Genomic DNA, 22,996 nt, shown 5'->3' on the forward strand with positions numbered 1-22,996 from the left:
CCGGAGAGCCGGACGGCCACTCCTGAGAAGCCACTGAAGGCAAGACCCCATAAGCCACATCCGGCCCTCCCGGGCCACCTAACAACTTACGGAGAACCCCATGCCCAAGCCCACCGCTTCCGTCGCCCTCGCCGCTTCCACCGCATCCACGGCTTCCGCCGCCCCCGTCGTCGCCGAGTCGGCGACGGCCCGCGGGCGCCGTGCCCGCCTGGCCCTGCGCACGGTGCAGGTGCTGCTCGCCCTCTTCTACGCCATCGCGAGCGCGCTGCCCAAGCTGATCGCGCATCCGTCGGCCGTCGAGTCCTTCGACAGGATCGGCTGGGGCAGTGCCGGCATGTACACCATCGGCGCGCTCGAACTGGCCGGTGCCGTCGCCCTGTTGATACCGCTGCTGCAGTCGGTGGCGGCGATGGCGCTGAGTGCGCTCATGGTGGGCGCGTTCATCGTCCAGCTCACCGTCTTCGACGGCCAGTACGCGGCGACCCCGCTGATCCTGATCGTGCCGCTGGCCCTGATCGCCTGGGCCCGGCGCGGACAGAACGCGCGGCTGTGGGGACTGGTGCGGTCACGTGCGTGACGCGCCGCGCCCGCCGAACGAGGGCAGAGCCGAAACCCGACCCGGTGGGCCGGACCAGACCCGGCGGGCCGGACCAGACCCGGCGGAGCCCTGCCGGTCGCTCCTGCCGAGGCCGACCCTCGCGCCGCCGGTCCCGACCTGAACCGAGCCTTGCGCTGCCGACCCTGACCAGGCCGACCCTCGCGCCGCCCACCCCGACGAGGCCGGGCCTTGTGCCGCCGACCTCGTTCCGCTCCTCGCGCCGCCGACCCTGACCGGGCCGGGCCCTGAGGAGTCAGCCCCGGTGGGTTACCGTCCGCCGGGGCGTTCGCCGCCCGGCCGGCCCGTTCCGGTCGCTCCGCCCGCGCCTCCCATCCCGCCGAGGCCGCGCAGCCGTTCCAGCTCGCGGCGGTCGCGCTTGGTGGGGCGACCGGTGCCGCGGTCGCGCAGGCCGATGGGGACGAAGGCCTCGCGGGGCGGTGGCGGCGGCGAGTTGTCGATGTAGCACTGGGCGGCCACCGGGGCGCCGACCCGCTTGCGGATCAGACGCTTCACGATGACGACCCGCTCCCGCCCCTCATGGCGCAGCCGCACCTCGTCACCCACGCGCACGGAGTGGGCGGGCTTGACCCGCTCGCCGTTCACCTGGACGTGCCCGCCCCGGCAGGCGGTGGCACCCATCGAGCGGGTCTTGATCAGGCGCACAGCCCAGATCCAGCTGTCGATCCGCACGTTCTCGCCGGGAGCGGGCGCCGCGGCCTCGGCGGCGGCGACGGCGGCGGCGACGGCCGCGGGATCGGAGTCGGGGGCCTGGGCGGCAGGCGCCCCGGTGCCTTCGGCAGGCTCGGCCGAGGCGGCGGCGGGGGTTCCCGCCCCACTGCTCTCCCGCTCCCTGCTCTCGCCCGCGTCCTCAGAAGCCATGCCCCGACCTTAGCCCCCCGAGCCGGTAGAAACGGAGCTGATTTCCCGGTCACCCACGCGGCCCACGCACCCCACGCGCCTCACGCGCACCGACCGCATCGATCCCGCACGGCCGGGTCCGCCCGGCTCTACCGTGGACCTTGTGCCCCACTCCCCTCCCACCCCTCCCACCCCTCCCGCCCCCCTTGATCCGCTCGCCCGCCTCGACCAGCGCGTCAGCGCCTGCCGGGCCTGCCCTCGCCTGGTCGCCTGGCGCGAGGAGGTGGCACGCACCAAGCGCGCCGCGTTCGCCGACTGGACGTACTGGGGCAGACCCGTCCCCGGCTTCGGGCCGCCCGACGCCCCGCTGCTGATCATCGGCCTCGCCCCGGCCGCGCACGGCGGCAACCGCACCGGCCGGATGTTCACCGGCGACCGCTCCGGCGATGTGCTGTACCAGGCGCTGTACGACGTCGGGCTGGCCTCGCAGCCGACGTCGGAGCGCATCGACGACGGCCTGGAGCTGTACGGCGTGCGCATCACCGCGCCCGTGCACTGCGCCCCGCCCGACAACAGACCGACCCCCGAGGAACGTGACACCTGCCGGTCCTGGCTGGTCGAGGAGTTGACGCTGCTGCGGCCGACGGCGCGCGCGGTCGTCGTGCTCGGGGCCTTCGGCTGGCAGGCGGCGCTGCCCGCTCTGGCCGAGGCCGGCTGGAGCGTGCCCCGGCCCCGTCCGGCCTTCGCCCACGGCACCCGCGTCGACCTCGACGGCCTGGACCTCTTCGGCTGCTTCCATGTCAGCCAGCGCAACACCTTCACCGGCCGCCTCACCCCCGAGATGCTCCGCGACGTGCTGCGGACGGCGGCCGAGGCGGCCGGGCTGCGGTGACGGCAGTGGGCTCAGACGATGCGGGCCGCCGCCACCGGGCGGTCGGTCACCGGGTGGGTGCCGGTGGACGCGGAGGAGTTGACGCTCCAGCGGTAGCGGGAGAACGCACCCGTGGAGTTGGCGGCGTAGAACATCATGTGGCCGATGCCGACGCCCTGGAAGTTCTCGCCGTCCACGCTGCCGACCATGCGGGTGTCGGGGTACTGCGGGTAGTTGCTCAGGCCGTACACCCCGTGCGGGTCGGAGGTGCAGTCGATGATCTCGACGGCGTACTGGGTCTCGTTCGGGAAGTCGGCGACCCCGCTGAAGACCCCCTTGACCTCGCGGACCATCACGATGTGCCCGGTGTTCTCGGCGTCCTGCCCGTTGTAGTCGACCGCGATCAGGTCGCCCGGCCGTAGGTCGGCGACCTTGCGGACGGGACGCAGGCGCGGGCCGCCGGTGTTCTTCAGGAAGGCCGAGCAGTAGTCGGCGGCCTCCGGGCCCTTCTCCTGGAAGTACTGGAGGAAGTAGGCGTCGGTCGCCCAGCCGTAGGTGTGCCCGAGCAGTGCCGTGACGAAGGACGCGCAGCGGGCCCGGGCCACCCAGCTCGCGAGGTCGTCGGGGCGGCCCCAGGTGACGGTGGCCGTCGAGTTCATCAGATAGACGTTGTTGGCGCGTGCCGTGGCGCCGCTGATCAGGGCGATCTCGGCGGCGCTCAGGGCACGGCCGTAGGCGCGGACGTCGCCGACCGCGCCCTTGAAACGGTTGACGTAGCCGCCGTCCCAGCGGGCCCGGCCGATGCTGAAGCCCTGGGTCGCGGCCCAGGACAGGGTCGTGTCGGCGCTGCCTTCCAGCACGCCGTTCACGTACAGCTGGACGCGTGTGCCGTCCCAGACACCCGTGAGATGGGTCCAGACGCCGGTCTTGGTGACGGGCGTGGAGCCGAGGGCGGATGCCTTGGCGCTCTGGTCCTCGCTGCGCACCTTGAAGGCCCAGGTCCCGGCTGTGTCGTCGTACTGGAGCAGGAAGCGGCTGGCGCTGCCGCCGTCCTGGCTCACGGCCGTGTACATGTTCGTGAGCACGGCGTCGTCGGCCAGCCGGACCCAGGCCGCGACCGTGAACGGGGCCGTGGTGTCCAGGACGGAGCCGGTGGCCGCGTAGGCACCGGAGGTGCCGTCGAAGCCCAGCTCACCGCCCGCCCGCAGACTGGTCCAGCTCGCCCCGGAGCCCAGCGTGACGGGATGCTCCAGGCCGGAGCGGTCGGTGCCGGAGCCGTCCAGCGGCCAGTGCCCGGCCAGTCCCGTCGGCAGGTAGCCGGACGCCAGCATGCGCTGGTACTGGACCAGCTGTTCGGCCTCGGCCAGATGCGGTGCGGCGACCGGGGTGAACGGTGTGTCCAGCGGCGTGTCGGCCGAGGCGGTCCCCGTGCCCGCCGCCGTGCCGGCCGCCGCGCTCATCCCCATGAGTGCGGCTCCGCTCAACAGCCGCCGTCTGCTCACCATGGTCAGGCCCTCCCCGTGTGGTCCGATCGGATCCGTTCCGATCTTCACTGATGAGGAGAACTCTAGGAGATCCCTGTGCGAACTGGTGTTCCTGTGGGAAACCCGGTGCGAGGTCAGAGCCGCTGTTCGGTCTCCTCGCCGAAGAGGTGCCGTACCGTCGACCGGTAGTTGGCCCGGACGTGGCCGAGGGCGCGGGCGCGGGCCCGGTCCGGGTCGCCGGAGGCGATCGCGTCGTACAGCTCGCGGTGTTCGGTGAGCAGCTGCGGCCACTCCTCGTTCCGCCGGGTGAGCCAGCGCAGCCGGCCGTCGACCGGTTCCATCACCGAGATGAGCAGGCTGTTGCCGGCCAGGGCCAGGATCCGGTCGTGGAAACGGGTGTTGATGTCGGTGATCGTCTCGGCGTCCCCGGCCCGCGTCGCCGCGGCGGCCCGGTCCAGCAGGTCCCGCAGCTCGGCCAGCGCCTGCGGGGTCGCCCGTGCCGCCGCCAGCCCGGCCGCGTACACCTCCAGCGCCTCGCGCAGCTCGAAGAGTTCCTTGACGTCGGTCGGGGTCAGCCGGCGTACGACGGTCCGGCGGGCCGACTCGAAGTGGACGAAGCCCTCGGCGACCAGGGCCCGGATCGCCTCCCGGACCGGCACCCGGGACACCCCGAACCGCTCGGCCAGCTCGCGTTCGACCAGTCGGTCGCCCGGGCCCAGACGCCCCGCGATGATGTCCTGCCGCAGGGTGGCGAGGACGCGCTCGCGCACCGCGCCCAGAGGTTCGATCTTCGTCGTGGGGGATCCCATGAGGCCATCTTCGCCGACCTGAGGGGGCTTTTACGGAGCCGTAACGGGGCGGACATCGGTCGGAACGCTTGACGGGAGGACCATGACGACAGTTTGGTATACCAAACCCGGGCAGCAACCGGAATCCGGCATCCGCCAGCAGCACCCCGCAGCCGTCCCCCTCCCTCGCTCCTTCCCCCTCGCTCTCTCCCTCTCCCTCGCCCTCTCCCTCTTCCTCTTCCTCTTCCTCTCCCTCCCTCCCCGCCCTGTAGTCCCTGGAGGCTCCGTGTCCCTGGCCGATCGCGCCGAAGCCACCGGCGCACCCGCGTTCGTCCCCGACCCACGGCTCACCAACGAAGACCTCGCCCCCGCCGAGCAGCGGAATTGGAAGGTCTTCGACCTCTTCGCCATGTGGATGTCCGACGTCCACAACCTCGGCAACTACACCTTCGCCGCCGGACTGCTGGTCCTCGGCATGAACGTCTGGCAGGTCTTCACCTCCCTCCTCGTCGGCTTCGTGCTCATCTACATCGGCATGAACTGGATGGGGCGGATCGGCCAGCGCCACGGTGTGCCGTTCCCGGTGGTCAGTCGGATCAGCTTCGGCGTCTGGGGCGCCAACATCCCGGCGCTCATCCGGGCCGTGATCGCCATCATGTGGTACGGCATCCAGACCTATCTGGCGTCCGTCGCCGTCAACGTGATGCTGCTGGCGGCCTGGCCCGGCCTGGAGTCGTGGACGCACCACTCCTTCCTGGGCCTGGACGCCCTCGGCTGGATCTCCTTCGTCTCCCTCTGGCTGATCCAGGCGGCGATCATCAGCCGGGGCATGGAGACGATCCGCAAGTTCCAGGACTTCTGTGGACCCGCGATCTGGCTGGTCATGATCGCGCTCGCCGTCTGGATCCTGGCCAAGGCCCACTGGACGATCTCGCTCACCTCCACCCCGCACCCGGTCTCCATCGGCGAGCAGTGGCGGCAGTGGTTCGGCGCGATCGGCCTGATCCTGGCGACCTACGGCACGCTGATGCTCAACTTCTGCGACTTCTCGCGCTTCGCGCCGGACTACCGCACCGTCCGGCGCGGCAACTTCTGGGGCCTGCCGATCAACTCCACGGCCTTCGTCGTCGTCTCCGTGATCGTCACGGCCGGTTCCCTGGAGGTCTTCGGCGAGGCCATCACCGACCCGGCCGAACTGGTCGCCAAGGTCGGCAACACCTGGGTCCTGGTCGTGGCGGCCCTGACCTTCGCGGTCGCCACCATGGGCGTCAACATCGTCGCCAACTTCGTCTCACCGGCGTACGACCTGGCCAACGTCTGGCCGCAGAAGATCAGTTTCCGGGTCGGCGGCATGATCAGCACGGTCGCCGCGCTGGTCGTCACCCCCTGGAACCTCTTCTCCAACCCCACCGTCGTCAACTACTTCCTCGGCGGCCTCGGTGCCTTCCTGGGCCCGCTGTTCGGCGTGATCATGGTCGACTACTACTGGGTCAAGCGCGGCAGGGTGGACGTCGACAAGCTGTTCGACGCAACGCCGGGAGCGCCGTACCACTACCGCAAGGGCGTCAACCCCAAGGCCCTGTGGGCGTTCCTGCCGTCGGCGGCGGTCGCGGCGGTACTCGCGCTGGTGAAGACGTTCAGCGACGTGGCGCCGTACTCCTGGTTCATCGGCACGGCCCTGGCCGCCGGACTGTACGCGGCGCTCTGCCGCACCGACCGAGCCGTCGCACCCCGGGAGGTCTGACGACCGTGCGGATCGTCGTCACCAACTGCAACACCACGCAGGAGATGACCGAGGAGATCGTACGAGGTGCCCGGGCCGCCGCAGGCCCGGGCACCACCGTGACCGGACTGACCCCGAGCTGGGGCCCGGAGTCGGCGGAGGGCTGGCTCGACAGCCACCTCTCGGCCGCGGCCGTGATCGACGCACTGCGGACGTACCACGGCCCGCCGTACGACGCGGTGGTCATGGCCGGTTTCGGCGAGCACGGGCGGGAGGGCGTACGGGAGTTGGTGGACGTACCGGTCGTGGACATCACCGAGGCCGCCGCCCATCTGGCCTGTCTGCTGGGGCGCCGGTACGGCGTCGTCACGACCCTGGAGCGGTCGCGCGGGCAGATCGAGGACAGCCTGGAGACGGCCGGGGTGGCCCGCAACTGCGCGGCCGTGACGGGCACCGGACTGGGCGTCCTCGACCTCGCCTATGACCCCGGGCGCACGGAGGCCGCGTTCCTCGCGGCGGCCGAACGGGCCCGGGACGCGGGCGCCGAGGTCCTGGTCCTCGGCTGCGCCGGGATGACGGGACTGCAGCGCGCGGTGGGGGAGAAGCTCGGGCTTCCGGTGGTCGACGGGGTCGGCGCGGCGGTGAAGCTGGCGGAGTCGCTGGTGGCGCTGGGGCTCACGACCAGCCGGGCGGGGAGCTATGCGAAGCCGTTGCCGAAGAGGCGGGTGTGGGGGGCCGGGTCCTCCTAGGTCGACGGTCGCGCGGGAGCCCGGATCCCCGGGAGTCCTCGACGCCGGCCTGATCACCGGGGTGCGCGCTCGACCGGCACCGGCGGTGGATCCGGCGCGTGGCTTCAGGGCCGCCAGACGTACCGCACGTCCGGCTCCCGCTCCTCGTTCCCGCTGCCGTCCGTGTGCTCGACGGCGAGGAAGCCGTGCCGCTCGTAGAAACGGTGGGCGGGCCTGTTGACCTGGAACGTCCAGAGCGTGAGTCCCTGCGGGGAGCGCTCCTTGGCCAGCGAGACGAACCGGTCACCGAGGCCCCGCCCCCGCCAGTCGGGGGCCAGATACAACTGGGACAGCAGATCCCCCGCGAGCACCATCACGCCCACGACGCGACCCCCCACCTCCGCGAGCCAGGTCTCCCGCTCCGGCACCACGACATCCCGGAAGTACGCGCGCACCTCGTCGTCGGAGCGCGGCCGGACGACGGTGGGCAGGGCGGCGGAGAACGACCGCAGCCAGACGTCGGCGACGGCGCCGGCGTCCGGTCCGGCCGCCCGGCGCAGCACGGCCTCGTCACCCGCGCTCACGAACGCGCCTCCTCGGGCACGACGGCCGTGGCGGTGATCTCCACCAGCTGACCGGTGTACCCGAGGCAGGCCACGCCGACCAGCGTCGACGAATGCGGCCCGGCACTGAGCCCGGAAGCCTCGACGACCTCCCAGACGCTGGACAGCACCGCGGGTTCACTGCTCACGACGTACACGTCGGTCGTCAGTACATGCTCCAAGTCGCTGCCGATCGAGCGGAGTTGCGCCCGCAGATTGGCGATCACCCGCTCGGCCTGCCGCGGTGGATCCCCCTCCCCGACGAGCTTCCCCTCGTCGTCCAGCGGAACGGAACCGGCGAGGAACGCGAGCTTCGCACCGGCCTCGACGACGGAGACGTGGGAGTAGCCGGGCGGCGGGAAGAGAGCCGGGGCGGTGACGCGCTGGATCACTGGGGCTCCTGACATAGACGGCGGGCGACTGCCGATCATCCGCGCTCGGACCGGGCGCCCGCACCTGAATTTCCGGCGCAGGCGGCACAGGGCGGGCAGGCCGCCGTACGACCTGGCCTCACACCGCCGCGGAGGTGCTCTCGACCTCAGGTGCGGCTGCGCTGCCCAGCAGGCGCAGAGCCGCCTCGGAGGGTGAGCCCGGTTCGGCCGTGTAGGCGATCAGGCGCCGGCCGGACGAGCCGGGGATGACGAGGTTCTCGAAGCTCAGGTCCATCGTGCCGACCAACGGGTGACGCAGCTGCTTCACCCCCGAGGTGCAGGTGCGCACCGGATGGCGGGCCCAGCGGGAGGCGAACTCATCGCACTGAACGGCGAGTTGGCCGACCAGTTCGGTCAGTCGGCGGTCGTCGGGGTGCCGGCCCGCGATCAGCCGCAGCGAGGCGACCGCGAGGTGCGCCTCGTCGTGCCAGTCGGTGTACAGCGCGCGGTAGCGCTCATCCACGGGGTCACGGATATGGGGCTGCATCGTGGCCCCCGCGAACAGTGAGGGATGGCGAAGATCCGGCCCGACCCGGGTGAGGAGCGCGGGAGCGTTCGTGCCAGGGCGCCGGGATAGGCTGCACCCGTGGAACGGATCTTGGTGGTGGGTGTCACCGGTGCGGGCAAATCCACGCTCGCCCAGACACTGAGCAGCCGTCTGGGCCTGCCGTACCACGAGATGGACGCGGTGTACTTCAACGGCCCCGACTGGGCCGTCAACGACAACTTGGCCGAAGAGGTGTCGAGGCTCGCTGCCGGGTCTCGCTGGATCATCGACTCCCTCGGCTATCCGGAAGTCCGTGACCTGCTGTGGGACCGGGCCGATACCGTGATCTGGCTGGACTATCCCAGACACGTCATCATGCCGCGTGTTCTGCGCCGCTCCTTCCGGCGCACCGTCACACGCGAGGTCCTCTTCGGCGGCAACAGGGAGACGTGGACGGGCTGGCTGAGCCGGGAACACCCGGCCTGGTGGGCCTGGTCGCAACACGGGGCCCGACGCCGCGAAGTCGAGCGCCGTATCCGCGATCCCCGCTTCGCCCCTCTCGAGACGCTCCGCTTCGGCCATCCCGATGACATGGCGGTCTGGCTGGCATGCCTCTGATCCGGCAGGCCCGGCAGGCCCGGCAGGCCCGGCAGGCCCGGCAGCCGGGCCATGCCCGCGGGCAACTGGTCGGCCGGCACCGCAGTGCGCTGGCCCCAGGCGGGACAGGCGTACGCGGAGCATCTGAGGCGAATCGATGGAGCGGACGGGGTGCGACGACTGATCGCCTCAAGGACCCGGGGACCGTCTCCTGGGGAGGCCCGGCCGGAGCGCGGCGAGGGCCGGCGTTCGCGGTGTCCGGGGTACGCACAGAGGCGCCTTCCGGGACCCGAGCCGGGCCGGCGGCGGTCCGCGAGTTCCACCACTGGGTGAGGAACGTTCGAGGGCGGTCGGCGAGTTCGAGTGCGCGCTACACGACCTTCGGCTTGTCGATCAAGCTGCCGACGTTGTGGTAGAATACCCGGTTCTCAATGATCTTGCCCTCCTTGAGGGTGAATTGTTCGATGAAGTGGGTCAGCTCTCCGGTCGCGACGTCCGTGATGCCGACGCACGCCGCGACGCGGTCGCCGTCGGCGATGGTGTAGTGCACCGTGATCTTGGAGACGTCGAGGTAGTTCGGCAAGACCTGGGCGAGGCCGAGGAATTCGTCCTTGCCGTGGTAGGCCTTCCCGAAGGGCAGGAACACCGGCTCGATGACCGCGACGTCCTCGGACAGGTAGGAGAAGACTCCCTCGACGTCACCGTTGTTCGCCGCCGCGAACATGGCTTCGACGACCGCGCGGTTCTGCTCGGTCGGTGATGTGGCTGCGGACATGGCGTCTCTCCTCTGAGGCGAAGGCTCTCGTGCGTCAAGAACCCCCTTGGGGTCCGGTGTTCGGGCTGGTTGCGGCAGACTCGTCGATGCTGGGTTCAGCGGTCGATCGTGGACTCGTTGAAGTCGTCGTGCCGGGCGCCGGTGGCCGGCGTGAGGGTGTCGAGCCGCTGCACCTGGTCGGCGGTCAGGACGACTCCGTCGGCGGCGGTGTTCTCCTCGACGCGAGCGACTCGCCGGCTGCCGGGGATCGGGGCGATGTCCCCGCCCTGGGCCACCAGCCAGGCCAGCGCGATCTGTGCCGGGGTGGCACTGACCTCGGCCGCGATGCTCCGTACTTCCTCCACGAGCCGCAGGTTCTGGTGGAAGGCCTCGCCGATGAAGCGCGGATTGGTCTTGCGCCAGTCGCCGTCGGGGATCTCCTCCGGCGTGCGGATCTGGCCGGTCAGGAACCCGTGCCCGAGTGGCGCGTAGGGGACGAGGCCGATGCCCAGCTCGCGTAGCAGGGGCAGCAGCTCGGTCTCGACGTCGCGGGTCCACAGGGAGTATTCGGTCTGCAACGCGGCGATCGGATGCACGGCGTGGGCGCGGCGGATCGTGTCCGGAGAGGCCTCGGACAGGCCGATGCTCAGGACCTTGCCCTCGGCGACCAGCTCGGCCACGGTGCCGATGGTCTCCTCGATGGGGGTGTTCTGGTCGACCCGGTGCTGGTAGTAGAGGTCGATCCGGTCGGTGCGCAGGCGCTTCAGGGAGCCCTCGACGGCGGTGCGGATATTGGCCGGGCTGCTGTCGAACAGGCCGGTTCCGTCCCCGGCGTGGGACAGGATGCCGAACTTCGCGGCGAGGACGACCTGGTCGCGCCGGCCCTCCAGCGCCTGACCGACGACCTCCTCGCTGTGGTACGGGCCGTAGCTTTCGGCGGTGTCGATGTGGGTGACGCCGAGGTCGAGCGCGCGATGGATGGCGCGAATGGATTCAGCGTCGTCCAGGCCGCCGCCGGAGAGGAGGGTGCCGGCCATGGACATGGCACCCAGGCCGATCCGGGAAACCCGCAGGCCGCCCAGCATGGCGTGCTGCATCAGAGAACTCGTTTCTCGTCGAGAGTGTCGAAGGAAGGCGGATCAGAAGGAAGGCGGATCAGAAGGAAGCGGCGAGGACCGGCGCGCCCACGGCGCCCACGGCATCCGGGCGCAGTTCCCGATCTCGCCGACATCCAGCCAACATCGGGTCACCACATCCCGACAGGCACTGCGAAAAGGGGTACTCACAGGGACCCCTTCCGGGACGCGGGCCAGGCCTACCCTGGAGCTCATGGACGAGAAGGAGGCCGCACGGGCGGCGGTCCGCGAGTTCCTCACCACCCGCCGCGCCCGGGTCACCCCGACCGACGCCGGCCTTCCTCCGCAGGGCGTCCGCCGGCGGGTGAAAGGCCTGCGCAGGGAGGAGGTCGCGTTGCTCGCCGGGGTCAGCCCGGAGTACTACGTGCGGCTCGAACGCGGCCAGGCAACCGGGCCCTCCGCCGGAGTCGTCGACGCCGTAGCCGGCGTCCTGCGTCTGGACGACGACGAACGCGCCCACCTCGACCGGCTGCTCGCCGCTCTGACCCCCGCGGCCCGCAAGCGACGCCGCAGCACAGCGAAAGACCTGGTCACCCCCGGAATCCGGGTGCTGCTGGACGCTATGGACCACCTACCCGCAGTGGTCTTCAACGGCCGGTTCGACATCCTCGCGGTCAACACACTGGGACGCGCACTCCTCGCACCCGTGTACGACCTGCCCGGACGGACGAACAGCGCCCGCTTCCTGTTCCTCGACGAGCCCGGAGCCCGGGACCTGTTCCCCGAGTGGGACCGGATCACAGCCGACACCGTGGCGATGCTGCGCATCGAGGCCGGCCGCCACCCCGACGACCCCGACCTGACCGAACTGATCGGGGAACTCGCCACCCGCAGCACTGAATTCCGGACGCGCTGGGCGGCCAACGACGTACGGACCCCCCGAGCCGGCGCGAAGACCTTCCGGCACCCAATCATCGGCGAGGTCACACTGCCCTACGAGACCCTGCGCATCGACGCCGTCTCCAGCCAGGTACTCAGTGTCTACACCCCTCGGCCCGGTACCCCCGAAGCCGACGCGATCCGCCTCCTGGCCGGCTGGAACGCCGACAACCAACGGAACGACAACGCGACACCAGGAACACGGCCGGAACCCCGGGGACTGACTTGATCTTCAGCCTGCGGCCGGTCGGTAGTGCCCGGCTGATCACGGCGACAGCCCTTAACGATCATTCCACTCGCCCGCGCGCAGCTGGACCGACGGGTTCGGCCGGTGGCGCCGGCACCCCGGTGCCCTGCGGATCGAACGTGCCCGCGACAGTACGTCGAAATGCAGGCTCAAGTCCTGCCCGTGCAGCTCGATGCGTGGTGGTCCAGATGCGTGGTGGTCCAAAGGAAGGACGCGGGGCGACCTCACGACTGACCCGGGTTCTCCAGCGTGCCGGCGCGTGACGATGGGCGGCACTCCAGGGCCCGGGGGCAGGCCACGCCCTCGGGCCCGTGCACGGGCATCGTGAAATTGCGTTCATAAAGAACACGGCCCTTCGCCCCACTTGTCACACCTCGGAAATGCAAACGCACCGTTCCGTACGGGAACACGATCTACGGTGGAGAAACCAGACCGGAAGCCACGGCCGCCGTCGCCCGAAGGCATATCCCCGCCCTCGTCCGCCGTACAGGAGCCCCGTGTCCCGTCGTGTCGCCCTGCCGCCCTGGCTCGCCCACGCCCTGCGCGCCCAGCGCGGGCCCGTGCCCTGGAGCGCCGTGACGAGAGGGGCGCTGGCCGCCGGGCCGCTGCTGCTTACCGCGGTCGTACTCCACCACACCTCGCTCGGTGTCGTCGCCGCCATCGCCGCGATGCTCGCCGGGATCAACGACCGGCCGGGCAGCCGGCGGGCCGCCGTGCGGCGACTCGGGGCGCCCGCGGCGGCGGGGGCCGTGGGGCTGCTCGCCGGGACCTACGGCGGCGAGCACCTCACCGCCCTCCCCCTGAGCCTGCTGCTCACCGGGCTCGGACTGGTCGCCGGCGGCATGAGTGCCGTCGGGCCCGTCGCCTCCGGGGCCGGGACGCAGTTACTGGTCGCCGCCGCCATCGGCGCCGGGATGCCGGTCGCCGAGGAGGGCTGGCAGCGGGCCCTCGCCTTCCTCGCCGGAGCCGGCTGGCTGCTGGTGCTGCGGCTCGCCCTGCCCACCCCCGGCGCCCTCGCCGGCGACTACCGCTTCGACGGGGAACGGGACGCCGTCGCCGCCGTGTACGACGCCGTCGCCGACCTGCTCGACGCCGTGGGCGATGAGGCCGCCCTCGGGCGGCGCAAGGCACTGAGCACCGCCCTCGACCATGCCCAGGACGCGCTCACCGGGCCCCGGTTGCGGCGGCACGCCAGTTCCGCCGCCGAACGCCGGCTGCACGCGCAGTACGCCGCCGCGCTGCCCCTCGCCGAGGCCGCCACCGCCCTCGCCTGGGCGGAGGAGCCGATATCCGCCCGGGCGGCCGAAGGGCCCCGGCGGCTCGCCGTCGCGGTCCGCGGGAACGACGGCACCGGGCCGCTGCCCGCGCCGTCCCGGTCGGCGCCCGCCCTGCGCGCCCTGGACGACGCCCTGCTGCGCGCCGCCGAGGCCTTCGACCGGGCCGAGGGCGCGCGGCACCGGCCGCCCGCCCGGCGCCGCAGCCCGAAGGAGGTGCTGCGGGCCGCACTCGGCAGCGGCGGCCGGGAGTACGGGCTGCGGGTCGCCCTCAGCTTCGGGGCCAGCGCCGCCATCGCCCAGGCCCTGCACCAGACCCGCTGGTACGGCGAGCACCAGCACTGGTACTGGCTGCCCGCCACCGCCGTCTTCCTCGTCAAGCCCGACCTCGGACCGCTCGCCTCCCGGGTGTTGTGCCGGGCCGCCGGGACCGTGCTCGGCGCCCTGCTCTTCGCGGGCTTCGCCGCGGTGCTGCCCCGGCCCGAGGGGCTCATCGCGCTGGTCGCCGTCTGCGGAGCGGTCATCCCGGTGTCCACCCGGCACTTCGCCGCCCAGACCGCCGCCGCGACCGTCCTCGTGCTCGCCCTGGTCATGGTCGGCGGCGAACCGCAGGCCTCCGCCAGCCGCATCGGCGAGACCCTGCTGGCCTGCGCGATCGTGCTGATCGTGGGGCACCTGCCGATGGCGGGGAAGCGGGGCGGCGGGGTACGGGCCCGGCTCGCGGCGGCCGGGCGGGCCGCGCACGCCTACCTCGACCACGTACTCAGCGAGTCCGACGACCGCGGCGAACGCTGGGCCCTGCGCCGCGAGGCCTACCGCACCCTCGCCGAGGCCCGCACCACGATCGCCCTCGCCGCCGCCGAACTCCCCGCCCTCGCCCGGCACACCGAGGGCACGGACGCGGTGGCCGCCGTACTCGAACGACTCGTGGACACCACCACCGCGTGTGCCGTGCACCTCGACGAGACAGGCCGGCTCACCGCCCGCCACACCCGCCGACTCCAGGACCTGGCAGCAGAGTTGGAGCACGGCGGGCAGCGGCTCGGACTCACGGTGCCCCGGATGCCGGTCTCCGCGTAGGGCGTTCCGTTCGGATCACCCCGGGCGGCCGCCGCGACGAAGCCGGTGGCCGCGTCACTCGGCCGTCACGGGATCACCGCGCGGATCCCGCGCCTGCGCGGGGGCCCGCGATGCGTGCGTGAAGAGTCCGTCTCGTCGGCCAGGACCTCGTCCGGCTCGGTGCGCGGCCGTACCCGCCGTCGTGGAGTCCACCCAGACGGCCCCCGTCCTGCCTAGTCCCACCAGAACGACCAGGAAGTCCGTCCCACGAGGTCCGTCGCGTACTCGGGGAACGGTGTGGGCGGGTCATCGACGATGTTGTCGGCGGTCGACAGCACGTGCTCCAGAGCGAGCAGGTTCGCGTGGCCTGGTTCAACGGGAGGTCTCGCGACCGATACGTACAGCTCGCTGCCGAACCCCGCCACCAGCCGGGCACCGAAGCGGTCCTCCCAGCTCCGCAGGAGTGCGCACAGCAGAGGCAGCGGTGCCTCCGCGGACCAGCCGGTCAACGCCAGAGCATCACCGCCGCGACGGGCCGGGACGAGAACGAGGCGGCAATCGGCCAGTCCGAAATCGCCCCTCTTGATCAGCTGCGCCAGCAGACCGGACGCGGCTTCCTCGGGCGTCGGGGCCGCGGACGTGACCGGCATCTCCGGTGCCAGGCCCGGCCACTGCTCGAAAGGCGGTCCGGGGTCGTGCGGCCACGGCTCGATTCCTTCGGGTGCCGCGACCGGCGTCGGGTCCGTCCAGAAGGGCAGCCTCCTGCGGCGGTACTCGGCGAAGTCCGCCGCCAGCACCTCCTCCAGGCGGACGGCGTCGACATGACTCAGGCTGAGCGGACTGCCCAGGCCGCTGGGCCAGCACAGGAACGGAATCAGGCCGTGTGCTCCATGCTCGTTCAGCAGACGAGGCCACAGCCGTTCGACGTCGTCAGGGAACTCGTCGGAGATCCACACGTGTGCGGGACCGCAGGGCAGGAACCGGCCAGGAGGCAGACCGTCGGGCAGGGCAAATGACATGGTGGCACCGTAGACGGGGGGACTGACAGCGCGGCCGCCCGGAGAACCGAAGGGCGCCTTCCGTCCGTTGTCCCGAGGAAGCCGCCCAGGTCAGTGCCCCAGGTCGCCCTCCAGCACCGTGACAGGGATGAGCGGGCGGTCCCAGAGCGCGAGGATCTCGTTGGCCAGGGCCACGATCGGCAGCGGCCGCCGTCCGCCGTGCACCTCGACGGCAGCGGCCGAGAGGCCGCGCGGCACCGCCGAGGCATCCAGCAGGACACGCCAGTCCTCCGGGCCCAGCGCCAGGAACTCCAGGCCGGTCAACTCGCCGATCTCCAGCGGGTCGGCGAGCGTACCGGGCAAGGCGCTCAGGGTCCGCAGCCGGGGCAGCCCGGTGACCGGGCCGAGACCGAACCGTCGGCCCTCGTCCAGTACGCCGATGCTCAGCACCTCCAGCGCCGGGTGGGCCGCCGCCCCGACGCTGCCGATGCCCCGGCTGTTGACGTACGCCACGACCGGGGGCCGGCCCCCGGGGGCGCAGCGCCGCGCGTCCTCCGGCAGGTTCACCACCAGATCGGTGAGCGAGTCGGCGAGCAGGTCGGCGCCGGTGTGGTGCTCGTGACGGATCATGATGATCTGGCCGATGCGGCCGCGCGGGCCCGGCGTGAGGTCCACCGCGATCCGGTCCCCGCCGCCGTTGTCGCCGAAGACGATCCAGCCCGGTGAGCCGACCAGCCCCTGCACCGCCGCGTCGGGCGGGGTGACGACGGCGTCCATCGCCGCGAACCGCCAGTCGGCCCGCCGGGTCGCCGCCTCCGCCAGGTACACCTCGTCCAACGGGAAGAGTTCGCAGCCGACCGCCTCGGCGCCGGCGAACGGATCGTCCCAGTCCTCCCAGCGCGCCCGCGCCACCCGGTACAGCACCCTGAGCTCCTCGGGCAGCGGGATACCGAGCCGCGCCTCCGCCGCCGCGATCTCCGCCCCGGTCGCGCCGACGGCGTCGGGGAGCCGGTCGCGCAGTGTCCGCTCCAGCAGCACCGGGTCCGCAGCGGGGTGCGGCAGCGCGCCGGGCACCGGGTCGGGCAGCCGGCGCCATGGCTCGGGGACGGCGTCCTCGACCAGAACGAGCGAGCCCGGGTGCGGACCTCCGATTCCCGGTGTCACCGCGGGGCTGCGGCCGATGAGGTGCAGCACGTTCCGCTCGTCCGGCCCGGTCTCCGCGACGAAGGCCGTGTCGTCGGTACCGGCCGCGGTCAGCGCCTCCCGCACACGCTGCACCGCGTCGAACTCCTCCTGTACGTCTGCCACCTGAGCCGCCCGGCCGGGAGGCGGAGCGGGACGGTCCAGCGGGAGACTCCAGCCGAACAGGCCGATACGTCCGGCCACTTGGCCGCCCGGCGCGGCGAGCCGCTCCGCGTGGGCGGTCCGCAGCAGCCGCAGCACCGGTGCCCAGACGGCGAAGTCGTGCAGTGCGGGCACGGAGAGACTCCAGTCGTTTCGGGAGGGCGGCGATGCGATTATCGCGGAGACCCCCGCCGTCCCGGACGCCCCCCGCCGTTACCCGCCGGGGCCTCAGTCCCCGAAACGCGCCCACACCGGTGCGTGGTCAGACCCCGGTGCCCCGCGGCGCTCCGCCGGGTCCTCGCCCACCGACGGCAGGGACGGTGGTGCGGTGGTGCCGGGGAGGCCCGTGCCGGCCTCGGTCAGGCGGTGGACCAGGTGGTGGCTGAGGAGGATGTGGTCGATGAGCTCGTGACGGCCGGAGTCGACGCGGGAGTAGCGCTGCTCGGCCGGTATCCGCGGGGCCGTGTCCCACAGCCGTACGGCGTCGCCCTTGTCCGCGTGGTCGTAGCCGGTGCTGCCGAGTTCGGAGCCGGGCGGGCCGAGGAGGATCTGGGTGGTGGCCGCCTGGACCTCGTCGTTGAGGTCGCCGAGCACCGCCACGTCCCTCGACCTGCCCTGCCCGGCCAGGAGTTCGTCCGCCAGCGCCCGCAGGGCCGCCGCCTCGGCGGCGCGCCGGAAGAGGGCGTACGCCCCGTAGCGCGCCCGTTCGCCCTCGTCGTGCGGGTAGAAGCGGTCGCCGGGGTAGGTGAGCAGCTTGGACTTGAGGTGGGCCACCGCCGCCGTCAGCGGACCGGCCGGGGCCTGGACCGTCACGGCCAGGAAGCCGCGTCCGGCCCCGGTGGCGGTTCCGCCCGAGTCGTCGGTCTGCACCGGGTCCAGCCGGGCCGGAAGGGCCGCCGTGTCGGACACCACCGTCAGCTCGGTGCGAGCCAGGAAGCCGACCCGGATACCCCGGCCGTCGGGGTGCGCGGAGAGGGCGACGCGCCAGTTCACGCCCAGCAGTTCGGCCAGATCCTCCAGGGCGCCGGGGTCTCCGACCTCCTGGACCCCGAGCAGCGTGGGGTCGAGTGCGCCGATCACGGAGGCGAGGGCGGCCAGCTTCGCCTCGTACGCGGACTTGTCCTTGGGACCGTAGGGGCTGCCGGGGCGGTAGAGGTTCTCGAGGTTCCAGGTACCGAGGAGCATGCCCGGCTCCTTCCAGGAGGTGGTGCGGCCAGCGTGCTCGTCCGGGCCGGTACGCGACAGAGGCAGGACGGGATGCGCGGTTCGGCTCACGCGGGCCGACGACCCTGCCCTACGTTGGGGCGATGAGCTCCGCTCCCGCCGATCGCGGCTCCGACCCTGCCGATCGCGGCTTCACCCCCGCCGATCGTGACTCCAGTCCCGCCGATCGTGCTTCCGCTCCCGCCGACCTCGTCATCACCGGCTGTACCGCGCTCACCCACGACGAGCAGGAACGGATCGTCTTCCTGGCGGACGCCTCGATCGTCGTACGGGACGGAGTCGTCGAGTCCGTGGGAGCGGGCGCCGACACGGCCGCCGTGGAGCGGATCGACGCGCGCGGGCAGGTCGCCATGCCGGGGCTCGTCAACTGCCACACCCACGCCCCGATGGTCGCGCTGCGCGGGCTCGCCGAGGACCTGCCGACCGAGGCCTGGTTCAACGACGTCGTCTGGCCCGTCGAGTCCAACCTCACCGAGAGGGACGTCGAGTTGGGCGCACGGCTCGCCTGCGCCGAGATGATCCGGGGCGGGGTCACCTGCTTCGCCGACCACTACTTCCACATGGACGCGGTCGCCGCGGTCGTCGCCGAGTGCGGGCTGCGGGCCCATCTGGGAGAGGCGTACTTCTCCTCGCAAGGGCCCGCAGGGCGGGAGCGGTCGGCGGAGTTCGCGCTACGGCACCGGGGCGGCGCGGACGGCCGTATCACCACCGCCCTCGCCCCGCACGCCCCCTACACCGTCACCGACGCGGATCTCGCCGCCACCGCCGAACTCGCCCGCACCCACGGCCTGCCCGTGCACCTGCACGCGGCCGAGAACCGCGACCAGACCGACACCAGCCTCGCCCGGCACGGCGCCACCCCCATCGAGATCCTGGACCGCGCCGGGCTCCTCGACACCGAGCTGCTCATCGCCCACGGCACCGGCATCCTCGACCGCGACCTGCCCCTGCTGGAGCGCACCGGCGGCCGCACCGCGGTGGCGACCGCGCCCCGCGGCTATCTCAAGTTCGGCTGGCCCACCACCACCCCGGTACGGGCCCTGCGCGCCGCCGGCGTCCCGGTCGGCCTCGCCACCGACGGCGCCGCCTCCAACAACTCCCTCGACGTATGGGAGTCGATGGCGCTCACCTCGCTGATCCAGAAGTCCAGCGAGGGCGATCCGCGCTGGCTGACCTCCCGGCAGGCCCTGCACCACGCCACGCTGCAGAGCGCGCGGGCCGTCGGGCTGGGCACCCGCATCGGCCGTCTCGCCCCCGGCCACCGCGCGGACATCGTCCTCGTCGACCTCACCGGGCCGCACACCCAGCCCGTCCACGACCTCGCCGCCACGCTCGTGCACAGCGCCCGCGCGGCCGACGTCCGAACGACGATCGTCGACGGCCGGGTCCTGATGCGTGACCGAGAGCTGCTCACCCTCGATGTGCCCGCGATCGTAGGAGAGTTGGGGGAGCGGCTCCCCGCCCTCGTCGACCGCGGTCAGGGCCGACGCATCCAGGAGTACGACACCTGACGGTGACGCGGGAGTACGACACCCGACGGTGACGTGGGAGTACGACACCCGACGGTGACGCCGGAAAAAATCTTCGGCCGCGCCGATGAGTTCTCCTTCCCCCGGCGGTCACCACCCGGAACCGACCGTCATCCAGGAGGGCCCATGTCGCTTCCGGAGATCGTCTCGCGTGAGCGGTGGCGTGCCGCGCGTGAGGAGTTACTGCTCAAGGAAGAGGCGCTCACGCGCGCGCGGGCCGTGCTCAACGCCGAGCGGCGCCGGCTCCCGATGGTCGAGGTGGACCCCGAGTACGTGTTCGAGGGCGGCGACGGCAAGGTCACCCTGCTCGACCTCTTCGAGGGGCGGGACCAGCTGATCGTCTACCACTTCATGTTCGCCCCGGAGTGGGACGCCGGCTGTCCCAACTGCTCGGCGTTCCTGGACCAGATCGGCCACCTCGCCCATCTGCGGGCGCGCGGCACCTCGTTCGCGGCGGTGTCCCGTGCGCCGTTCACCAGGATCCTGCCCTTCAAGGCGCGGATGGGCTGGACCCTGCCCTGGTACTCCTCCCACCACAGCGACTTCAACCGCGACTTCGGGGCGACCCTCCTGGTCGACGACGAAGCGGTCGAACGACCCGGGATCAGCTGCTTCCTACGGGAACACGACCGGGTCTTCCACACCTACTCCGCCCACGACCGCGGCCTCGACGGACTCGGTTCGACCAACTCCCTGCTCGACCTGACGGCGCTCGGCCGGGTGCCCGCGGGCAGTGACCGGGTGCGTTATCACGACGAGTACGAGGACTGACACAAGCGGTCACGGAAGTGGCCGAAAGTCAACGGACTCTCACCCTCCGCGCCGATGACGTGTCGGCTATGTCTCAGTACCGTCACCGGGCGAGCCATTCGTGTTCTCCAGAGCGTTAACTCCTACAAGTACGACGCACTTCTGGAGGTGCAGGATGGTGAACGGGCGAACGGTGCTCGAACGCTTTCCCGCAGGCGGACCGCGAGGATCTTGGCCGGCGGAGGAGTTCGCGCACGCGCGGCGACTCGAAGGCATGCCCGTAGAGGTCGTCATGGACCTGGCTACGGACATGTTCCTGGTCATCCTGCGCGGCGGTGACGGAGCCCAGGGCTAACCCACCTTCCGGGCGGGCACATTGGCCGTGAACTGGTCCGCCTGGAGCGCGTACAGCTCCGCGTAGACCCCGCCGCTCGCCAGGAGTTCGTCGGGAGTCCCGGACTCCACGACCCGGCCCTGGTCGAGGACGTGCACCAGGTCGGCGTGGCGCACCGACGCCAGCCGGTGCGTGATCAGGACGACGGTCTGTCCGTTGCCCGCCAGCGCGCGGATCTTCTCGAAGACCTCCAGCTCGGCCCGGGCGTCCAGGGCGGCCGTCGGCTCGTCCACGATCAGGATGTGCCCGCGCCGGTAGGCGGCCCGCGCGATGCCCAGCCGCTGCCACTGACCGCCGGACAGCTCGTGCCCGCCGCTGAAGTTGCGGGCCAGCAGGGTGTCCAGGCCGCGCGGCAGATCCTCCACCACCTCCTCCGCGCCCGCCTCCGAGACCGACCTGGCCAGCCGCTCCTCGGTGAGCGGTGCCGACGAGCGGCCGACGGCCACGTTGACCTTGGCGGTGAAGGGCCAGCGCTTGAAGCCCTGGGCCACCATCGCGATGCGCTCGGCGAGCCGGTGCCGGTCGGCCCGCGCCGCGTCGACCCCGTCCCACAGGATGCGGCCCCGGTCCGGCTGGTACAGCCCGGCCAGCAGCTTGACGAGGGTGGTCTTGCCGGAACCGTTCTCGCCGACCAGGGCGACGATCCGGCCGAGCGGGAGGGTGAGGGTGACGTCGTCCAGGGCGGGGCGGGTCGCATCACCCGGATGATCACTCGGATAGGCGAAGGTGACGTTCTCGAAGCGGATCTCCCGTGGATCCTCCGGGAGCGGGTCGCCGCCGACCGGGATCGCCCGTTCGGCCGCCTCGACGTACAGCCGCTCCAGATCGCCCACGAACAGCGCCTCCTCGTGCAGCGTGTTGATCTCCAGCACCAGCGTGTTGAGGCTCGCCGAGCCGGTGCGGATCGCGATCACCGCCGTACCGGCCACCGACAGGGCCATCGCCCCGCTGAGCAGCAGCGCGCCCAGCGTCGCGTACGTGGCTACGGTCGCGAGGCCGGTCCAGGCCGCCGCGATCAGGCCGGTGCGGGCGGCGAGCCGGGCCAGCCGGGCCTGCTCCGCCTCCGCCGTCTCCGACATCGCCCGGAAGTGCCGCAGCAGGAAGGGGCCGACCCCGTGCACCCGGATCTCCGGCGCGGCCTCCGGCTCGGTGAGCAGGGAGCTGATCAGATGGCCGGCGCGGGCGTGCTGCACCCAGGTGTGGAACGACTCGTAGCGGCGCCGGGCATTGGTCAGGGCGCCCCAGGCACTCGGGATCGTCATCGTGATCAGCAGCGGCAGCAGGGCCGGGTGCAGCACGGTCAGCACACCGGCCGCCGCGATCAGCGAGATCATCGCGTTCACCACGCGGGTGCCGTAACTGATCATGCGGCGGGCCGAGGAGGCGCCGTACTGCGCGGTGTCCAGCAGTTTGTGGAAGGCGTGGTCCTCGATCGCGGCGAGCTCGACGGCCGCCGCGCGCTCCAGGTACATCTCGGTCGCCACCCGCTCGACCTTGGGTTCCAGGCGGCCCGTCGCGTAGGTGGACGCGGCGCGCAGCAGGGCGGCCAGGAACATCACGGCGGCCATGATCACCAGGGCGGGGGCGGCGCCGCGCAGCCGTTCCTCGATGGTGCCGGTGCCGATCAGCCGGCTCAGCACGCTGTTCATGGCCAGCAGGCTCACGGCCTGGGTCACGCCGATGGTCACCTGCGCGGCCAGCACCAGGCGCGCGGCGCCGGCGTCCGCCTGGCGGGCCAGCCGCAGGCTGGACATGAGCATGCCGGGCAGACGGGTCAGCATCGCGCGGAGGTCCAGCTCCAGGAAGGCGTCCCGGTGCTGGTTCCATCCCATGTCGTAGCGGAGCGGCCCTCCGAACAGCAGCCGCTCCGAGTCCGACACCTCGGACGCCGCCGTGTCCTGCCTCTTCGTCACCGAGTTCCTCCCCAGGGCCGTCGACGAACGGCCACTATCGCGGCCACGGCGCCCGCCGGGCAGGGCGTGCGACGGGGCTCGCGGGGCGCGGGGGAGTGCGCCGGGGGTGCGGGCGAGGACGGGCGGACCGGGGATGTGCTGAGCCGGACCGGTCCTCGGTCCGAGCGGCCGGGCTGGACGTCGCTGTGAACGGCCGAGTCGGTCCTCGGTCCTGGGGTCCGATCGGCCGAGCCGGTCCTTGCTCCGAACGGTCGAGTCGGTCCTTGCTCCGAACGGTCGAGTCGGTCCTCGGTCCGGACGGCCGAGCTGCTCTTTCGCCGGTCGGTCT

22 protein-coding genes and 1 pseudogene are annotated in these 22,996 nt (G+C 72.1%); 10 read left to right on the forward strand and 13 right to left on the reverse strand.

The window, feature by feature from the left end; genetic code table 11:
- Window positions 1–100: 100 nt before the first annotated feature.
- On the forward strand, window positions 101–577 hold the full coding sequence (locus AB0D59_RS22250; protein WP_362567892.1) for a DoxX family protein: 477 nt from the start codon (window positions 101–103) through the stop codon (window positions 575–577).
- 288 nt (window positions 578–865) lie between these two features.
- On the opposite strand, the gene AB0D59_RS22255 is transcribed toward AB0D59_RS22250, so the two are convergent.
- Window positions 866–1,477 (reverse strand): RNA-binding S4 domain-containing protein, encoded by a 612-nt coding sequence (locus AB0D59_RS22255; protein WP_362567894.1) that lies wholly within the window; start codon window positions 1,475–1,477, stop codon window positions 866–868.
- Between the two features lie 142 nt (window positions 1,478–1,619).
- Here AB0D59_RS22255 and AB0D59_RS22260 point away from each other — a divergent pair, with 142 nt between their 5' ends.
- The gene (locus AB0D59_RS22260) at window positions 1,620–2,348 is read left to right on the forward strand and encodes a uracil-DNA glycosylase (protein WP_362567897.1); all 729 of its coding nucleotides are present in this window, start codon (window positions 1,620–1,622) and stop codon (window positions 2,346–2,348) included.
- A gap of 11 nt (window positions 2,349–2,359) precedes the next feature.
- On the opposite strand, the gene AB0D59_RS22265 is transcribed toward AB0D59_RS22260, so the two are convergent.
- The gene (locus tag AB0D59_RS22265; RefSeq protein ID WP_362567899.1) at window positions 2,360–3,832 is read right to left on the reverse strand and encodes a LamG domain-containing protein; all 1,473 of its coding nucleotides are present in this window, start codon (window positions 3,830–3,832) and stop codon (window positions 2,360–2,362) included.
- A gap of 113 nt (window positions 3,833–3,945) precedes the next feature.
- Window positions 3,946–4,620, reverse strand: a complete 675-nt coding sequence (locus AB0D59_RS22270; RefSeq protein ID WP_362567901.1) for a GntR family transcriptional regulator — start codon at window positions 4,618–4,620, stop codon at window positions 3,946–3,948.
- Between the two features lie 265 nt (window positions 4,621–4,885).
- On the opposite strand from AB0D59_RS22270, the gene AB0D59_RS22275 reads away from it, so the two are divergent.
- Window positions 4,886–6,343 carry an NCS1 family nucleobase:cation symporter-1 gene (locus AB0D59_RS22275; RefSeq protein WP_362567903.1) on the forward strand — a complete coding sequence of 486 codons (1,458 nt, stop codon included), beginning with the start codon at window positions 4,886–4,888 and terminating at the stop codon, window positions 6,341–6,343.
- 5 nt (window positions 6,344–6,348) lie between these two features.
- Window positions 6,349–7,071: an aspartate/glutamate racemase family protein gene (locus AB0D59_RS22280; protein ID WP_362567905.1), complete on the forward strand. Its 723-nt coding sequence runs from the start codon at window positions 6,349–6,351 to the stop codon at window positions 7,069–7,071.
- A gap of 104 nt (window positions 7,072–7,175) precedes the next feature.
- Here AB0D59_RS22280 and AB0D59_RS22285 read toward each other — a convergent pair whose 3' ends face one another.
- The 3 genes from AB0D59_RS22285 to AB0D59_RS22295 form a co-directional block, all read right to left on the reverse strand.
- Complete coding sequence (locus AB0D59_RS22285) at window positions 7,176–7,634, reverse strand: GNAT family N-acetyltransferase (protein ID WP_362567907.1); 459 nt, start codon at window positions 7,632–7,634, stop codon at window positions 7,176–7,178.
- The gene (locus AB0D59_RS22290; protein ID WP_362567910.1) at window positions 7,631–8,044 is read right to left on the reverse strand and encodes a RidA family protein; all 414 of its coding nucleotides are present in this window, start codon (window positions 8,042–8,044) and stop codon (window positions 7,631–7,633) included. Before AB0D59_RS22290 ends, AB0D59_RS22285 begins: the two co-directional genes overlap by 4 nt.
- Before the next feature lie 118 nt (window positions 8,045–8,162).
- Window positions 8,163–8,546, reverse strand: a complete 384-nt coding sequence (locus AB0D59_RS22295; RefSeq protein WP_362567913.1) for a hypothetical protein — start codon at window positions 8,544–8,546, stop codon at window positions 8,163–8,165.
- A 123-nt stretch (window positions 8,547–8,669) separates the two neighbouring features.
- Here AB0D59_RS22295 and AB0D59_RS22300 point away from each other — a divergent pair, with 123 nt between their 5' ends.
- Window positions 8,670–9,188 (forward strand): adenylate kinase, encoded by a 519-nt coding sequence (locus AB0D59_RS22300; RefSeq protein ID WP_362567915.1) that lies wholly within the window; start codon window positions 8,670–8,672, stop codon window positions 9,186–9,188.
- 349 nt (window positions 9,189–9,537) lie between these two features.
- Here the strand turns inward: AB0D59_RS22300 and AB0D59_RS22305 are convergent, their stop codons facing one another.
- Together AB0D59_RS22305 and AB0D59_RS22310 are read right to left on the reverse strand one after the other, a co-directional pair.
- Entirely contained in the window at window positions 9,538–9,942 is a 405-nt protein-coding gene (locus AB0D59_RS22305; protein ID WP_362567918.1) for a nuclear transport factor 2 family protein, read from the reverse strand.
- Between the two features lie 95 nt (window positions 9,943–10,037).
- A complete protein-coding gene (locus AB0D59_RS22310; protein WP_362567921.1) occupies window positions 10,038–11,018 on the reverse strand; it encodes an aldo/keto reductase in 981 nt (326 codons plus the stop codon).
- 232 nt (window positions 11,019–11,250) lie between these two features.
- Between AB0D59_RS22310 and AB0D59_RS22315 the strand changes: the two genes are divergently transcribed.
- The gene (locus AB0D59_RS22315; RefSeq protein ID WP_362567924.1) at window positions 11,251–12,165 is read left to right on the forward strand and encodes a helix-turn-helix transcriptional regulator; all 915 of its coding nucleotides are present in this window, start codon (window positions 11,251–11,253) and stop codon (window positions 12,163–12,165) included.
- Window positions 12,166–12,680: 515 nt separating this feature from the next.
- The gene (locus AB0D59_RS22320; RefSeq protein ID WP_362567927.1) at window positions 12,681–14,537 is read left to right on the forward strand and encodes an FUSC family protein; all 1,857 of its coding nucleotides are present in this window, start codon (window positions 12,681–12,683) and stop codon (window positions 14,535–14,537) included.
- 68 nt (window positions 14,538–14,605) lie between these two features.
- Here the strand turns inward: AB0D59_RS22320 and AB0D59_RS22325 are convergent.
- The 4 genes and pseudogenes from AB0D59_RS22325 to AB0D59_RS22340 all read right to left on the reverse strand — a co-directional run.
- Window positions 14,606–14,707: pseudogene (locus AB0D59_RS22325) on the reverse strand (IS5/IS1182 family transposase); the annotation flags it as partial.
- Window positions 14,708–14,749: 42 nt separating this feature from the next.
- Complete coding sequence (locus tag AB0D59_RS22330; protein WP_362567930.1) at window positions 14,750–15,535, reverse strand: DUF4253 domain-containing protein; 786 nt, start codon at window positions 15,533–15,535, stop codon at window positions 14,750–14,752.
- 90 nt (window positions 15,536–15,625) lie between these two features.
- Window positions 15,626–16,993 carry an SMI1/KNR4 family protein gene (locus AB0D59_RS22335; RefSeq protein ID WP_362567932.1) on the reverse strand — a complete coding sequence of 456 codons (1,368 nt, stop codon included), beginning with the start codon at window positions 16,991–16,993 and terminating at the stop codon, window positions 15,626–15,628.
- A gap of 93 nt (window positions 16,994–17,086) precedes the next feature.
- Window positions 17,087–18,043, reverse strand: a complete 957-nt coding sequence (locus AB0D59_RS22340) for an endonuclease/exonuclease/phosphatase family protein (protein WP_362567935.1) — start codon at window positions 18,041–18,043, stop codon at window positions 17,087–17,089.
- Window positions 18,044–18,165: 122 nt separating this feature from the next.
- Here AB0D59_RS22340 and AB0D59_RS22345 point away from each other — a divergent pair, with 122 nt between their 5' ends.
- From AB0D59_RS22345 to AB0D59_RS22355, 3 genes are all read left to right on the forward strand, one after another.
- Window positions 18,166–19,593 (forward strand): amidohydrolase, encoded by a 1,428-nt coding sequence (locus AB0D59_RS22345; protein ID WP_362567937.1) that lies wholly within the window; start codon window positions 18,166–18,168, stop codon window positions 19,591–19,593.
- A gap of 144 nt (window positions 19,594–19,737) precedes the next feature.
- The gene (locus tag AB0D59_RS22350) at window positions 19,738–20,382 is read left to right on the forward strand and encodes a DUF899 domain-containing protein (RefSeq protein WP_362567940.1); all 645 of its coding nucleotides are present in this window, start codon (window positions 19,738–19,740) and stop codon (window positions 20,380–20,382) included.
- Between the two features lie 154 nt (window positions 20,383–20,536).
- Entirely contained in the window at window positions 20,537–20,716 is a 180-nt protein-coding gene (locus AB0D59_RS22355) for a hypothetical protein (protein WP_362567943.1), read from the forward strand.
- Here AB0D59_RS22355 and AB0D59_RS22360 read toward each other — a convergent pair.
- Window positions 20,713–22,587 (reverse strand): ABC transporter ATP-binding protein, encoded by a 1,875-nt coding sequence (locus AB0D59_RS22360; protein WP_362568527.1) that lies wholly within the window; start codon window positions 22,585–22,587, stop codon window positions 20,713–20,715. The genes AB0D59_RS22355 and AB0D59_RS22360 overlap by 4 nt on opposite strands.
- Window positions 22,588–22,996 lie beyond the last annotated feature (409 nt).

The sequence above is a fragment of the Streptomyces sp. NPDC048417 genome, from assembly GCF_040651615.1.
In the GTDB taxonomy this organism is placed as follows: domain Bacteria; phylum Actinomycetota; class Actinomycetes; order Streptomycetales; family Streptomycetaceae; genus Streptomyces.

What these genes read in the sequence shown, in the direction of transcription:
- AB0D59_RS22250 (WP_362567892.1), top strand. Translation starts at nt 101, where the DNA reads ATGCCCAAGCCCACCGCTTCCGTCGCCCTCGCCGCTTCCACCGCATCC.
- AB0D59_RS22255 (WP_362567894.1), bottom strand. Translation starts at nt 1,477, where the DNA reads ATGGCTTCTGAGGACGCGGGCGAGAGCAGGGAGCGGGAGAGCAGTGGG.
- AB0D59_RS22265 (WP_362567899.1), bottom strand. Translation starts at nt 3,832, where the DNA reads ATGGTGAGCAGACGGCGGCTGTTGAGCGGAGCCGCACTCATGGGGATG.
- AB0D59_RS22270 (WP_362567901.1), bottom strand. Translation starts at nt 4,620, where the DNA reads ATGGGATCCCCCACGACGAAGATCGAACCTCTGGGCGCGGTGCGCGAG.
- AB0D59_RS22305 (WP_362567918.1), bottom strand. Translation starts at nt 9,942, where the DNA reads ATGTCCGCAGCCACATCACCGACCGAGCAGAACCGCGCGGTCGTCGAA.
- AB0D59_RS22310 (WP_362567921.1), bottom strand. Translation starts at nt 11,018, where the DNA reads ATGCAGCACGCCATGCTGGGCGGCCTGCGGGTTTCCCGGATCGGCCTG.
- AB0D59_RS22315 (WP_362567924.1), top strand. Translation starts at nt 11,251, where the DNA reads ATGGACGAGAAGGAGGCCGCACGGGCGGCGGTCCGCGAGTTCCTCACC.
- AB0D59_RS22330 (WP_362567930.1), bottom strand. Translation starts at nt 15,535, where the DNA reads ATGTCATTTGCCCTGCCCGACGGTCTGCCTCCTGGCCGGTTCCTGCCC.
- AB0D59_RS22340 (WP_362567935.1), bottom strand. Translation starts at nt 18,043, where the DNA reads ATGCTCCTCGGTACCTGGAACCTCGAGAACCTCTACCGCCCCGGCAGC.
- AB0D59_RS22345 (WP_362567937.1), top strand. Translation starts at nt 18,166, where the DNA reads ATGAGCTCCGCTCCCGCCGATCGCGGCTCCGACCCTGCCGATCGCGGC.
- AB0D59_RS22350 (WP_362567940.1), top strand. Translation starts at nt 19,738, where the DNA reads ATGTCGCTTCCGGAGATCGTCTCGCGTGAGCGGTGGCGTGCCGCGCGT.
- AB0D59_RS22355 (WP_362567943.1), top strand. Translation starts at nt 20,537, where the DNA reads ATGGTGAACGGGCGAACGGTGCTCGAACGCTTTCCCGCAGGCGGACCG.
- AB0D59_RS22360 (WP_362568527.1), bottom strand. Translation starts at nt 22,587, where the DNA reads ATGGGATGGAACCAGCACCGGGACGCCTTCCTGGAGCTGGACCTCCGC.